Here is a 12,852-nt window from a genome sequence, read left to right on the forward strand (position 1 = left end):
TGCATGCCCGCCAACGCGCCAACCCGATGCTGCCTGAGCTCGGCACCTTCCTGCTGATTCTGGCCTTGCTGGTGGCCCTGGTGCAGGCCGCGCTACCGCTGGCCGGTGCGCAGCGTGGGCGCAGCAGCTGGATGGCGGTCGCGCGGCCGGCCGCGTTGCTGCAGCTGGGCCTGATCGCAGCGGCCTTCGCGCTGCTGACGCATGCCTTTCTGGTGCAGGATTTTTCGGTGCGCTATGTCGCCGAGAATTCCAACAGTTTGCTGCCGGTGATGTATCGCTATTCGGCGGTGTGGGGTGCGCACGAGGGCTCATTGCTGCTATGGACGCTGGTGCTGGCGCTGTGGACCGGGGCAGTGGCGCTGTGGTCGCGGCAGTTGCCCGCGCAGGTGGTGGCGCGCGTGCTCGGGGTGATGGCGCTGGTCAGCATCGGCTTCCTGGCGTTTTTGCTGTTCACCTCCAATCCGTTCGCGCGCTTGTTGCCGGTGCCGCTGGAAGGCGCCGACCTGAATCCGCTGTTGCAGGACCCGGGGCTGATCATCCATCCGCCGATGCTGTATTGCGGCTATGTCGGCTTTGCGGTGCCGTTCGCCTTCGCTATCGCCGCGTTGCTGGAAGGCCGCATGGATGCGCGCTGGCTGCGCTGGACGCGGCCATGGACCAACGTGGCCTGGGCCATGCTCACCGTCGGCATCGCGCTCGGCAGCTGGTGGGCGTATTACGAGCTGGGCTGGGGCGGCTGGTGGTTCTGGGACCCGGTGGAAAACGCCAGTTTCATGCCGTGGCTGGTGGGCACCGCCCTGCTGCATTCCCAGGCGGTCACCGAAAAGCGCGGTAGCTTCGCCAGCTGGACCTTGCTGCTGGCGATCGCCGCCTTTTCGCTGTCGTTGCTAGGCACCTTCCTGGTGCGCTCGGGCGTGCTGACCAGCGTGCATGCGTTTGCGGCCGACCCGTCGCGCGGCCTGTTCATCCTGGTGTTCCTGCTGGCGGTGGTCGGTGGTTCGCTGCTGCTGTACGCGTTGCGTGCGCCGCGCCTGTCGCTGGTCGATGACCCGCGCCGCGCGTTCGCCGGCAGCTCGCGCGAAACCTTGCTGCTGTTGAACAACCTGCTGCTCGCCTGTGCCTGCGCGATGGTGTTGCTGGGCACGCTGTATCCGCTGCTGGCCGACGCCTTGGGTCTGGGCAAGCTGTCGGTGGGGCCGCCCTACTTCGGCACCTTGTTCGTAGTACTGATGGCGCCGCTGGTGGCGCTGTTGCCGTTCGGCCCGCTGACCCGCTGGCAGCGCGAGCAGGCCTCGCGTCCGCTGGCGATGCTCGCACCGTGGGCAGGCTTGGCGGTTGCCGCAGGCGTGCTGGCCTGGTTCGCCGCGCCGCAGGGCCAGTGGAAAGCGGCACTCGGCGTGGCCGGCGCGGCCTGGGTGCTGCTGGGCACGCTGCGCTTCCTGTGGACGCGGCGCGCGGCCAAAGGCCGCAAGCTCACTGCCGAAATGCTGGGCATGCTGCTGGCGCACCTGGGCGTGGCGGTGTTCCTGGCCGGTGCGTTGCTGGTGGAATCACTGAGCCTGCAGCGCGAGGTCGCACTGGCGCCCGGGCAGCAGATGCAGATCGGCCGCTACGCGCTGCACTTCGATAATGTCGAAGAGCTGCGCGGGCCCAATTACGTCTCCGACCGTGCCAATCTGCAGGTGTTCAAGGACGATGCGCCGGTCGGCCTGCTGCATGCGGAAAAACGCCGCTACGCCAGCGGCGGGCAGACCTTGACCGAGGCGGCGATCCGTCCCGGCCCTTTTGGCGACCTGTATGTCGCGCTTGGCGAACCCCTGGGCAATCAGGCCTGGGCGGTCCGCGTCCACCTCAAACCGTTCGTCCGCTGGATCTGGCTAGGGGCGCTGCTGATGGCGCTTGGCGGCCTAGTCACCGCGGCCGACCGGCGTTTTCGTCGTTCCCCGGAGATCCAAGATGGTTGAGTCACGTTCACCCCGCCTGCCTACTGCGGTTCTGGTGGGTGCCATCGTGCTGCTGCTCGCGCTGGCAGCGCTGCTGGTCTATGCGGTGGTGCGCTCCGGTCAGGACGATCGCGATGCCCTGCCCTCTGCGCTGATCGGCAAGCCGGCGCCGGAGTTCGCGCTGCCGCTGCTGCACGACCCCAGCATCGTGGTGCATGCGCGCGAACTGCGCGGCGCGCCGTACATCATCAACGTGTGGGGCAGCTGGTGCCCGGCCTGCCGCGAGGAGCACCCGGTGCTGAGCCGCTTTGCGCTGACCAAGCGCGTGCGCGTGATCGGCTACAACTGGAAGGACGAGCGCAACGATGCGCTGCGCTGGCTCGAACAGCTGGGCAACCCCTACCTGCTGGTGGTCGCCGACAAAGACGGCCGTACCGCGATCGACTTCGGCATCGCTGCGGCACCGGAGACCTTTCTGGTCGACGGGCGCGGCGTGGTGCGCTGGAAGTACAGCGGCATGCTCACCCAATCCATCATCGACACGCAGCTGATTCCGGTGCTGAGCAAGATCGAGCGCTCGCCCAGTGCCGCTCCGGACCTGCACGCCAAGCAATGATGCGCGCATGGCTGCTGACGCTGCTGCTGTTGCCCTGGCTGGCGCTGGCCCAGCCGGTCGGCGACCCGGCGCCGCTGCGCTATGCCTCGGCCGAAGAAGAAGCGCGCTTCCATGCGCTCACCGCCGAGCTGCGCTGCGTGCAGTGCCAGAACCAGTCGCTGGCCGACTCCAATGCGCAGATCGCCCAGGACCTGCGCCGCGAAGTGCTGGCGCTGATGCACGCAGGCCGCAGCGATGCGCAGATCCGCCAGTTCCTGGTCGCGCGCTATGGCGAGTTCGTGCTGTACCGCCCGCGCGTGGAATCGCGCACCTGGCTGCTGTGGTTCGGCCCGCTGCTGGTGTTGCTGCTGGGTGCTGGCGCCATTGTGCTGCTGGTGCGCCGACGCAGCGTGGCTGCGCCCGCCCTGCCCGCCGATGAGCAGGAGTGGTGATGGTCGGCTTCGTCAGTGCGGTGGTGGTGCTGACCCTGCTCGTCTTCGGCGTGGCGCTGCGGCCGCTGTGGCGCGAAGCGCGCGGGCTGACCGCCAGCATCGCGGTGTTGCTGCTGGCGGCGAGCGCGGCGCTGTACTGGCTGGTCGGTACGCCGAGCGCGATTCAGGCGCCGGCCGAGCGGCCGGCCACGCCACGCTCGCTGGATGAGGCCATCGTGCAACTGCGCGCCGCATTGGCGCGCAATCCCGATCAGGCCGAAGGCTGGGTATTGCTGGGACGCTCGCTGTCCAGCCAACAGAAATTCACCGAAGCGCGCGATGCGTTTGCGCGCGCGGTCGCGCTGCGTCCGGACGAGCCGGATGTGCTGGTAGCTGCCGCGCAGTCGCGCATGCTCGCCGACGACAGCGGGCGCCCGGATCCGCAGGCCATGCGCCTGCTGGAACATGCGCTGGCGGTGCAACCGGACCATCAACGCGCACGCTGGTTCCTGGGCGTGGTGCAGCGCCAGGCCGGTCAGCCGGCCAAGGCCAGCGAGACCTGGGAGCCGTTGCTGCGCGTGGTGGATGCCTCTACCCGCCCCGGCCTGCTGGAACAGATCAACGCCGCGCGCCAGGAAGCCAGGCTGGCGCCGATCCAGACGCCGGCTACGCCTGCCGCCGATGCAGCCAGCGGCAAACGCATCCAGGTACGCGTGACGCTGGATGCCGAGTTCGCCAAACGCGCCGGGTTGCCGGGCGACACCAGCGTCTTCGTGATTGCGCGCGCCGCCGACACGCCGATGCCGGTGGCGGTGGAAAAACACGCGCTGCGCGAGCTGCCGTTGACCATCACCCTGGACGACGGCGACAGCCCGATGCCGACGCGCCGGCTGTCGTCGCTGGACACCGTGCAGGTGCTGGCACGGCTATCGCGCAGCGGCAACGCAATGCGCCAGGCCGATGACGTCGAAAGCGTGCCGTTGATGGTGGAACTGCCCACTGCCGCGCCGGTGGAGCTGGTAATCGGTCGCTGATTGCCCGCCACGTGTCGACGCGACGCAATCAACGATGACGCCGCACCGGAGTGAGTCGGCCGCGGTGTTAAAAACCATGCACACCCAACATCTCCACTGGTCCTTGCCCGCCCACCGTCGCGGGACCTTACGCGGCATGGATGCCGCGTAAGAGCCTACAAGGACGTACTTGCGGCGTGTCCTGCGACGGTGGGCGGGCAAGGGCCCTGCAGCAAACTCGCAACATCGAGGGCAAGGACCCTGCAACCAAACCGCAGATCCGCCGCTCTGCAGAGTGGCATCACACAGAGCAACGACTCAAACCGATTCCCAATTCCCGAATCCCCATTCCCGAATCCCATCCTGCCCCCCGGCACCTGCCCTGGCAGATAGAATTGCCGCATGACTGAATTCATTCCCCCCGGCACGCTATTCCACGCGCTGCCCTCGCCGTTTCCGATGAAGCGCGGTGGCCTGCTGATGCAGGCGCGTGTCGCCTACGAAACCTGGGGCACGCTGGCAGCCGATCGCAGCAATGCGGTGTTGATCGTCACTGGTCTGTCGCCGAATGCGCATGCCGCGGCAAATCAGGCCAATCCCGAGCCGGGCTGGTGGGAAGCAATGCTCGGGCCTGGCAAGCCGATCGATACCGAACGCTGGTTCGTGGTCTGCGTCAATTCCCTGGGCAGTTGCAAGGGCTCGACCGGCCCGGCGTCGATCGACCCTGCCACCGGCACGCGGTATCGCCTGGGTTTCCCGGAACTGTCGATCGAAGATGTGGCCGATGCCGCAGCCGACGTGGTGCGCGCGTTGGGCATCGAACAACTGGCCTGCCTGATCGGCAACTCGATGGGCGGTATGACCGCACTAGCATTGTTGCTGCGCCACCCCGGCATCGCGCGCAGCCATATCAATATCTCCGGCAGTGCGCAGGCGCTGCCGTTCTCGATCGCGATCCGCTCGCTGCAGCGCGAAGCCATCCGCCTGGATCCGCACTGGAACGGCGGCCATTACGACGACACACGTTACCCGGAATCGGGCATGCGCATGGCGCGCAAACTCGGCGTGATCACCTACCGCTCGGCATTGGAATGGGACGGCCGTTTCGGCCGCGTGCGACTGGATTCCGAACAGGCCGCCGACGATCCGTTCGGCCTGGAATTCCAGGTCGAAAGTTATCTGGAAGGCCATGCGCGCCGCTTCGTGCGCTTCTTCGATCCCAACTGCTATCTGTATCTGAGCCGCTCGATGGATTGGTTCGACCTGGCCGAGTATGTCGACGACAGCCCGGCCATCGACGCGCCTGTCGATGACACGCAAGCCGACAACGCCGCTGTCGCCGCCAGGCCGGACACGGGCATCTCGACCGACGCCACGGTGCTGGCCGGCCTGGCGCAGATCCGTATCGCGCGGGCGCTGGCGATCGGTGCCAACACCGACATCCTGTTCCCCGTGCAGCAACAGGAACAGATCGCCGAAGGCCTGCGCGCCGGCGGTGCCGAGGCAGACTTCATCGGCCTGGATTCACCACAAGGCCACGATGCCTTCCTGGTCGATTTCGCACGCTTCGGGCCGGCGGTACGCAACTTCCTGGACGCTTGCTGATTTCCAGACCTGCGCAACCGCGGCGTGGTCCGTCACGGCAGCAGAGCCAGCCGCGCAAGACGCTGGCGCTGCTGTTCCTGATCGGCATGACCGCGATGGTGGTTGCAGGTCGCCTGCCGGCGCTGCTGACGCTGTGGTACGCGGCTGCAAGCATGCTGGCGATGCTGGTCTACCGGCTCGACAAGAGCGCAGCCCAACGCGGCCGGCAACGCACACCGGAAGCCACCCTGCACCTCATCGCACTGCTCGGCGGCTGGCCGGGCGCGATGCTGGCGCAGGCGCTGTTCCGGCATAAATCCAGCAAGGCAGCCTTCCAGCTGCGGTTCTGGATCACTGTCGTAGCGAACGTCGCCGCCTTGTATTGGGCATGCCGCCAACCTGCGCTGATGGCAGCACTCCACGCATTGCTGGGGTGAGCGGCGCCTGCGTGATACATGGGCGCAACCGGTCAGTGCAAACCGGCAACAGCATCCTCAGGCCAACGGCTCCAGCGCACCGGCCCGCAGGCGATAGCGTCGCTGTACCACGCCATCGGGCACGCTGTCGTGGGTGATCATCACCAGGCTGCGTTCGCCCAGCGCGGCCGATAGATCCAGCAGCAAGGCGTGCGCGGTATCCACATCCAGGCCGTCGGTGGGTTCGTCCAGCAGCAGGATCGGCGCCTCGCGCAGCAAGGCGCGCGCCAGCGCCAGCCGGCGCGCCTGGCCGGCCGAGAGCGTGGCGCCGTTTTCGCCGACCCAGGTGTCCAGGCCGTTCTGCGCGGTGGCCCAGGCGCGCAGGCGCACCTGGTCCAGCGCGTTCCACATGGCCGCATCGCCTGCGCCGACGTCGCCGATGAGCAGGTTGTCGCGCACCGTGCCGGCAAACACCGGGGCATTCTGCGGCAGCCAGGCGATGCGTTGATGCCATTGCGCCTGCGCGAAGTGGCACAGGTCGATATCGGCGTAGCTCACCTGCCCGGCCTGCGGGTCCCACAGCCGCAACAGCACTGCGGACAAGCTGCTCTTGCCGCTGCCGCTGTCGCCGCTGATGGCGATGCGCTCGCCAGGCGCCAGGCTCAGATCGAGCGCCTGCAGCAGCGGGCGTCCACTGCCCGGCCACGCAAAACTGACCTGCTGCAGGCGCAGCGTGCCGCTGCGTGGCGCATCCACTGGCTGCGACGGATCGACGACCGACGGCGCCTGGTCGACGATGGACTGCAAGCGCCTGGCCGCAACGCGCGCGCTCTGCAGCGCCTGCAAGGCGAGCCCGGCGCCGGCCCAGACCTCCAGCAATGCCATGGTCAGGAACACCAGCCCGGCCGCCATTTCCGCAGCAATCAATCCGCGTTCTGCCGCGCTCAACCCAAGCCACAACATGCCGGCCAGACCAATACCGCCGCAGACCGCATGCAGCAGATTGCCGCCGATCAGGCGACGGCGTTGCAGGCGATCGCCATCGACAACCGCCGCCGCTGTTGCATCGACCTGATGCAGCCAGGCACCTTGCGCATCCACCGCAGCGAGATCGGCCGCACCTTCCAGCCCCTCGAACGCCTGCGTGCGCAAGGCGGTGCGTTGCCGGGCGCGCAGCTGTTCGCGCTGCGCACCGCCGCGCGCCACCTGCCACGGCACCACACCGCCGATGACCACGCCCAGCACCACCAGCAACACGCCAGCCGGCGGATAGATCAGCGCCGCTGCCACCACGCCAGCCACCCAGATGCCGAGCAATGCGCTCAAGGGTGCCAACGCGCGCACGCTCACGCCATCGACTTCGCCGATGTCGGACATCAGCCGCGCCAGCAGATCGCCGGTACGCGTGGCCGACAGGCGGCCCGGCGCCAGCGGCAACGCGCGGCGGAAGAACCACACGCGCAGATCGCGGGCGATGCGCAGCGTGGCGTCGTGGCCGATCAATTTTTCGCCATAACGCGAGACGATACGCGCGAAGGTCAGCGCGCGAATGCCGGCCGAGGGCGAAAAGAAATTGAAGCCGCTGCCCATGCCGGCGACACCGGCCAAGGCGGCGGCGGTCAGGAAACTGCCGGACAGGCCGAGCAGGCCCACGCCGGCCAGCATGGTGACCAGCACCAACAGCGCCGACAGCAGCAGGCGCCAGGCATGCCGGCGAAACACATCGCGCAGACGGTCGGGCTGTGTGTCGTTCATGGCAGCTCCGCTGCGACGGTGGCGCCGCGCAGGTCGATCACCGTGTCGGCCCAGCGCATCACTGCGGCGCTGTGCGTGGCCAGCACCACCGCGCGACCGCGTGCGAACACACCCAGGGTGCGCAGCAACTCCGCTTCGGTATCCGGATCAAGGAAGGCAGTGGGTTCGTCCAGCAGCAACAGGTCCGGCTCGCGCAGCAACAGCCGCGCCAGGGCCACGCGCCGTGCTTCGCCACCGGACAACCCGAAGCCGCGTTCGCCGATCTGCGTGTCCAGGCCCGCAGGCAGCTGCGCGGCAAAGCGCAACACCTGTGCGGCGTCGGCCACCGCGTGCAGGCGCGCAGCGCCGGCCTGCGGATCGGCCAGGCGCAGGTTGTCGGCGATGCTGCCGTGAAACAGATACGGCCGCTGCGTGGCATAGCCGATGCGGGTCCCCGGCCGCAGCACCACGCTGCCGGCCTCCGGCGCCAGCCAGCCAGCCAGGCCCTCCAGCAAAGTGCTCTTGCCGCTGCCGCTGGCACCGATCACCGCCACGCGCTGCCCGGGCTGCAAGGTCAGCGAAAAATGCGCGACCACCGTGTGCGGTGCGCCCGGCGGCCGTAGCGCGAGATCGCGCGCCTGCAGCAGCGGGGCGTGTGCCTGGGCCGGTTCCAGTGCGCGCAAGGGCGGCACCGTCACCGGTGGCGTTGCCGATGGCGGCGCAAATCCTTCCAGCAGGCGCTCGGCTTCGGCCACCGCCGCCAGCGCATTGGCACGGTCGTGGTAATGCGCCGCCAGCCGCCGCAACGGCGCAAAGAATTCCGGCGCCAGCAGCAGGCAGAACATGCCCGCGCCCAGCGTCGGCAAGCCGTGCAGATCCAGCATGCCCAGATAGGTCAGGCCGAAGTACAGCGCCACGATCGCCACGCTCACCGAGGCGAAGAATTCCAGCACCGTAGACGACAGGAAGGCGATGCGCAGCACCTTGAGCGAACGCTCGCGCACGCCTTCGGCCGCCGCGGCAATGCCGCTCAACTCGGCCTCGCCGCGGCCATACACGCGCAGCAGGCCCAGGCCCTTGAGGCGATCGGCAAAGTGCCCGCCCATCCGCGCCAGCTCGCTCAGCTGGTCGCGCCCGGCGGCTTCGGCGCCCCAGCCCACCAGCATCATGAAAAACGGAATCAGCGGTGCGGTCAGCAGCAGCACCAGGCCCACCACCCAGTCGACCGAAAACACCGCGATCAGGATCAGCGGCGGCACCAGCAGCATCTCGGTGCGTGCGAGCTGGTAGCCGACGAAGTAACCCTCCAGCGCATCGGTATGCGCCAGGCTCAATTCGCCCAGTTCGCCGCTGCGCTGCCGGCGCAGCCACACCGGCCCATGCTGCACCAGGCGGCGCGCGATGCGGGCACGCAATTCGCGCCTGGCCACATCGGCCACCTCGCCGGTCAGCGACTGCGCCCAGGCATTGAGCAGCGCGCGCCCGACCAGCGCACAGACCAGCCCCGCCCCCACGTCACGCAACTGCGCCAGCGCCAGATGCTGCACCAGCACCGCCTGCAGCAACCACGCGATCGCCGCCGCCTGCGCCAGCAGCAGCACGCCCGACACCGCCACCGCCACGCCGGCCAGGCGCCGCGCACGCGTGGCCGGGGCCGCCAGTGCATCCAGCCATTGGCCGCGTTGACGGCGCTGGGCTGGCGTTTCGCTGGCTCGCACGCTGGGCTGGCTCACATCGCTCTCAAGGAAGACATCGTGTTGCAAGCGATTGTAAGTCGCCACTTCCCGCTACGGGCTGCGCATTGTGCCGCACCCGCCCGCCTCGGCATTGATCTGGATCAACGCGCGTGTCGCGGCAAGCGCAGATGATCGGCTGCATTCCTTCATCGACACCCAACCAGGCCCACCCGCCATGATCGACTCGACAGTTGTTGAACTGTCGCGGCTGCAGTTCGCAGTCACCGCGATGTACCACTTCATCTTTCCGCCGCTGACCATGGGCCTGTCGTTCCTGCTCGGCATCATGGAAAGCGTCTATGTGATGACCGGCAAGGACATCTGGCGGCGCATGACCATGTTCTGGGGCGTGCTGTTCGGCATCAACTTCGCCATGGGCGTGGGCACCGGCATCGTGATGGAATTCGAGTTCGGCATGAACTGGTCGTACTACAGCCATTACGTCGGCGACATCTTCGGTGCGCCGCTGGCGATCGAAGGCCTGATGGCGTTCTTTCTGGAAGCGACCTTCCTGGGCCTGTTCTTTCTCGGCTGGAACCGGCTGAGCAAGGTGCAGCACCTGGCCACCACCTGGCTGGTGGCGCTGGGCAGCAACTTCTCGGCACTGTGGATCCTGATCGCCAACGGCTGGATGCAGAACCCGACCGGCGCGGTGTTCAACCCGGACACCATGCGCATGGAAGTGGTCGATTTCATGGCGGTGCTGTTCAACCCGGTGGCACAGGCCAAGTTCGTGCACACCGTCAGCGCCGGCTACGTGCTCGGCGCGGTGTTCGTGATGGCGATCAGCGCGTTCTATCTGCTGCGCGGCACCCATGTGGAGATGGCGCGGCGTTCGTTCGCGGTGGCTGCCGCGTTCGGCCTGTTGTCCTCGCTGTCGGTGGTGGTGCTCGGCGACGAGAGCGGCTATGCCGCCAACGAACACCAGAAGATGAAGTTGGCGGCGATCGAGGCGATGTGGGAAACCGAAGCCGCGCCGGCCGACTTCACCGCATTCGGCATTCCCAACCAGCAGACCCATCGCAACGACTACGCGGTCAAGATCCCGTACCTGATGGGTTTGATCGCCACACGTTCGCTGGACCAGCCGATCCCCGGCATCCTGGAACTGGTCGGCCGTGCCGAGCATCGCATCCGCGGCGGCCAGATCGCCTACGGCGCGCTGCAACGCATCCGCGCCAACAAGGACGATGCCGAAGCGCGCAAGGTCTTCGATGCGCATTGGCAGGATCTGGGCCATGGCCTGCTGCTCAAGCGCTACCGCGACGATATCGGCAATGCCACGCCGCAGCAGATCGCCCAGGCCGCGATGGACACCGTGCCGCGGGTGCTGCCGCTGTTCTGGACCTTCCGCATCATGGCCGCCATCGGCATCTACCTGATCGCCTTCTTCGCCATCGCGTTCTGGTTCGCCTGCAAGCACAACTTCCAGGAAAAACGCTGGTTCCTGACCCTGGCGCTGTGGAGTCTGCCGCTGCCGTGGATCGCGATCGAGTGCGGTTGGTTCGTGGCCGAATACGGCCGCCAGCCGTGGGCGGTGGAAGGCGTGCTGCCGACCTTCTACGCCGCCTCGGGACTGGATCTGTACGAAATCGTGTTGACCCTGGTCGGCTTCACCGCGCTGTACACCACGCTGCTGGTGATCGCGATCAAGCTGTCGCTGAAGACCATCCGCAAGGGCCCGGATGCGCTGTTTCCACCGAGCCAACGCACCCCGTCGCCACACGGCAGCTCGCCCCACACGTCCTCACCCGACGCCCCATTGAGCACCGGCGCGCTGGCCGGCGGCGCACCGTAAGCCAGGAGAGACAACCATGGATTTCATCTTGCTCGACTACACAACATTGCGCGTGATCTGGTGGCTGTTGCTCGGCGTATTGCTGTCCGGCTACGCGGTGATGGGCGGCTTCGATCTGGGCGTCAGCACGCTGCTGCCGCTGGTCGCCCGCAACGATGCCGAACGCAGGCTGGTGATCAACACCATCGGCCCGGTCTGGGAAGGCAGCCAGGTCTGGCTGATCCTGGGCGGCGGCGCGATCTTCGCCGCATTCCCGCCGTTGTATGCGGTGAGTTTTTCCGGGTTCTATCTGGCGATGTTCCTGATCCTGTTCGCACTGATCCTGCGCCCGGTCGGGTTCAAGTTCCGCGGCAAGCTGGCCGACCAGCGCTGGCGCAGCAACTGGGACTGGGCGTTGTTCGTCGGCGGCTGCATTCCGGCGCTGATCATGGGCGTGGCGGTCGGCAATGTGCTGCTCGGCGTGCCGTTCCACTTCGACGCCAGCATGCGCACGTTCTATACCGGCAATCTGTTCGGGCTGCTGACGCCGTTCGCGCTGCTCGCCGGCCTGCTCAGCGTGGCGATGTTGATGGCGCACGGCGCGGCGATGCTGGTACTCAAGACCGACGGACCGGTGGCCGAGCGTGCAGCGCGTTTCGGCAGCATCGCCGCGCTTTGCGCGGTGGCGTTGTTTGCCGCCGCCGGTGCATGGGTGGCGCTGGGTCTGCCGGGCTATGCAGTGACTTCGCTATTGGCCACCGATGCGCCGACCAATCCGCTCGGCAAGACCGCCGCACTCACCGCGGCCGGCGGCTGGCTGCACAACTACAGCAGCATGCCGGCCACACTGATGGCACCGCTGATCGGCCTGGTCGGGCTGGCGATGAATGCGCTGCTGTTGCGTGTGCGTCGCGGCGGCCTGGCGTTCATCGCCTCGGGCTGCGCCATCGTCGGCATCGTCTTTACCGTCGGCTTTGCGTTGTTCCCGTTCCTGTTGCCCTCGTCCACCGCACCGAGCGCAAGCCTGACGCTGTGGGATGCCTCCAGCAGCCGCCTGACGCTGTGGATCATGCTGCTGGCGACCACGCTGTTCATGCCGATCGTGCTGGCCTACACAAGCTGGGTCTATCGCGTACTCAAGGGCAAGGTCACGGCAGACGAACTCTCGGCCAATCCAAACGCCTACTGAGCATGCCCGCTGCGCGTTGCGATGCACAGCTGCATCGCGCTCGCAGCAGGCCTCAACCTCGCACCTGCTTCAACGACTCAAGGAGAACGACAATGTGGTACTTCGCCTGGATCCTCGGCACCGGTCTGGCCGCACTGGCGGCCGTGCTCAACGGCATGTGGTTCGAAGCACGCGAGCCGGAGCGTGGCCAACCGCATCAGTAAAATTATTTTCGCTAGATGCTTGCCGATTCCGCATTCCCTATGTAACATACGCGGCTCCTTCGGGGTGTAGCTCAGTCTGGTAGAGCGCTACGTTCGGGACGTAGAGGTCGCAGGTTCGAATCCTGTCTCCCCGACCAGTTTCAAAACACAAAACCGGCCTCGTGCCGGTTTTGTGTTTTCAGGCGCTAGCGCATGCATGCGCGCAGTGCGGATGGTCTGTCATGTCTGTTG

Annotated in this window: 11 protein-coding genes and 1 tRNA gene; 10 read left to right on the forward strand and 2 right to left on the reverse strand. The window is 67.1% G+C overall.

Annotation, left to right across the window (positions count from 1 at the left end):
• Window positions 1-26: 26 nt before the first annotated feature.
• The 6 genes from ABQY74_RS11380 (at window position 27) to ABQY74_RS11405 (ending at window position 6,003) form a co-directional block, all read left to right on the forward strand.
• Window positions 27-1,964, forward strand: a complete 1,938-nt coding sequence (locus tag ABQY74_RS11380) for a heme lyase CcmF/NrfE family subunit (RefSeq protein WP_102256662.1) — start codon at window positions 27-29, stop codon at window positions 1,962-1,964.
• Window positions 1,957-2,559 (forward strand): DsbE family thiol:disulfide interchange protein, encoded by a 603-nt coding sequence (locus ABQY74_RS11385; RefSeq protein ID WP_024939984.1) that lies wholly within the window; start codon window positions 1,957-1,959, stop codon window positions 2,557-2,559. Before ABQY74_RS11380 ends, ABQY74_RS11385 begins: the two co-directional genes overlap by 8 nt.
• Window positions 2,556-2,990 carry a cytochrome c-type biogenesis protein gene (locus ABQY74_RS11390; RefSeq protein WP_024939985.1) on the forward strand — a complete coding sequence of 145 codons (435 nt, stop codon included), beginning with the start codon at window positions 2,556-2,558 and terminating at the stop codon, window positions 2,988-2,990. The genes ABQY74_RS11385 and ABQY74_RS11390 overlap by 4 nt, the downstream gene beginning before the upstream one ends.
• Window positions 2,990-4,003, forward strand: a complete 1,014-nt coding sequence (locus ABQY74_RS11395; protein ID WP_184229274.1) for a tetratricopeptide repeat protein — start codon at window positions 2,990-2,992, stop codon at window positions 4,001-4,003. The genes ABQY74_RS11390 and ABQY74_RS11395 overlap by 1 nt, the downstream gene beginning before the upstream one ends.
• Window positions 4,004-4,384: 381 nt before the next feature.
• Complete coding sequence (locus ABQY74_RS11400) at window positions 4,385-5,587, forward strand: homoserine O-acetyltransferase (RefSeq protein ID WP_104573433.1); 1,203 nt, start codon at window positions 4,385-4,387, stop codon at window positions 5,585-5,587.
• The gene (locus ABQY74_RS11405; RefSeq protein ID WP_104573434.1) at window positions 5,581-6,003 is read left to right on the forward strand and encodes a DUF1294 domain-containing protein; all 423 of its coding nucleotides are present in this window, start codon (window positions 5,581-5,583) and stop codon (window positions 6,001-6,003) included. The genes ABQY74_RS11400 and ABQY74_RS11405 overlap by 7 nt, the downstream gene beginning before the upstream one ends.
• 57 nt (window positions 6,004-6,060) lie before the next feature.
• Here the strand turns inward: ABQY74_RS11405 and cydC are convergent, their stop codons facing one another.
• Together cydC and cydD are read right to left on the reverse strand one after the other, a co-directional pair.
• A complete protein-coding gene (gene cydC, locus ABQY74_RS11410) occupies window positions 6,061-7,737 on the reverse strand; it encodes a thiol reductant ABC exporter subunit CydC (protein WP_104573435.1) in 1,677 nt (558 codons plus the stop codon).
• On the reverse strand, window positions 7,734-9,479 hold the full coding sequence (gene cydD / locus ABQY74_RS11415) for a thiol reductant ABC exporter subunit CydD (RefSeq protein WP_104644436.1): 1,746 nt from the start codon (window positions 9,477-9,479) through the stop codon (window positions 7,734-7,736). Before cydD ends, cydC begins: the two co-directional genes overlap by 4 nt.
• A 148-nt stretch (window positions 9,480-9,627) precedes the next feature.
• Between cydD and ABQY74_RS11420 the strand changes: the two genes are divergently transcribed.
• From ABQY74_RS11420 to ABQY74_RS11435, 4 genes are all read left to right on the forward strand, one after another.
• Complete coding sequence (locus ABQY74_RS11420) at window positions 9,628-11,250, forward strand: cytochrome ubiquinol oxidase subunit I (protein WP_104623076.1); 1,623 nt, start codon at window positions 9,628-9,630, stop codon at window positions 11,248-11,250.
• 16 nt (window positions 11,251-11,266) lie between these two features.
• Window positions 11,267-12,418: a cytochrome d ubiquinol oxidase subunit II gene (gene cydB / locus ABQY74_RS11425; protein ID WP_039526994.1), complete on the forward strand. Its 1,152-nt coding sequence runs from the start codon at window positions 11,267-11,269 to the stop codon at window positions 12,416-12,418.
• A gap of 92 nt (window positions 12,419-12,510) precedes the next feature.
• Complete coding sequence (gene cydX / locus ABQY74_RS11430) at window positions 12,511-12,621, forward strand: cytochrome bd-I oxidase subunit CydX (RefSeq protein ID WP_024939993.1); 111 nt, start codon at window positions 12,511-12,513, stop codon at window positions 12,619-12,621.
• A 60-nt stretch (window positions 12,622-12,681) separates the two neighbouring features.
• A tRNA-Pro gene (locus ABQY74_RS11435) sits at window positions 12,682-12,758 on the forward strand.
• Window positions 12,759-12,852 lie beyond the last annotated feature (94 nt).

Origin of the sequence: Xanthomonas sp. WHRI 7064 (genome assembly GCF_040202355.2) — a bacterium.
Taxonomy (GTDB): domain Bacteria; phylum Pseudomonadota; class Gammaproteobacteria; order Xanthomonadales; family Xanthomonadaceae; genus Xanthomonas; species Xanthomonas arboricola.

Coding starts and splice junctions, on each gene's coding strand:
- ABQY74_RS11380 (WP_102256662.1), top strand. CDS start 27: ATGCTGCCTGAGCTCGGCACCTTCCTGCTGATTCTGGCCTTGCTGGTG.
- ABQY74_RS11385 (WP_024939984.1), top strand. CDS start 1,957: ATGGTTGAGTCACGTTCACCCCGCCTGCCTACTGCGGTTCTGGTGGGT.
- ABQY74_RS11390 (WP_024939985.1), top strand. CDS start 2,556: ATGATGCGCGCATGGCTGCTGACGCTGCTGCTGTTGCCCTGGCTGGCG.
- ABQY74_RS11395 (WP_184229274.1), top strand. CDS start 2,990: ATGGTCGGCTTCGTCAGTGCGGTGGTGGTGCTGACCCTGCTCGTCTTC.
- ABQY74_RS11400 (WP_104573433.1), top strand. CDS start 4,385: ATGACTGAATTCATTCCCCCCGGCACGCTATTCCACGCGCTGCCCTCG.
- cydC (WP_104573435.1), bottom strand. CDS start 7,737: ATGAACGACACACAGCCCGACCGTCTGCGCGATGTGTTTCGCCGGCAT.
- ABQY74_RS11420 (WP_104623076.1), top strand. CDS start 9,628: ATGATCGACTCGACAGTTGTTGAACTGTCGCGGCTGCAGTTCGCAGTC.
- cydB (WP_039526994.1), top strand. CDS start 11,267: ATGGATTTCATCTTGCTCGACTACACAACATTGCGCGTGATCTGGTGG.
- cydX (WP_024939993.1), top strand. CDS start 12,511: ATGTGGTACTTCGCCTGGATCCTCGGCACCGGTCTGGCCGCACTGGCG.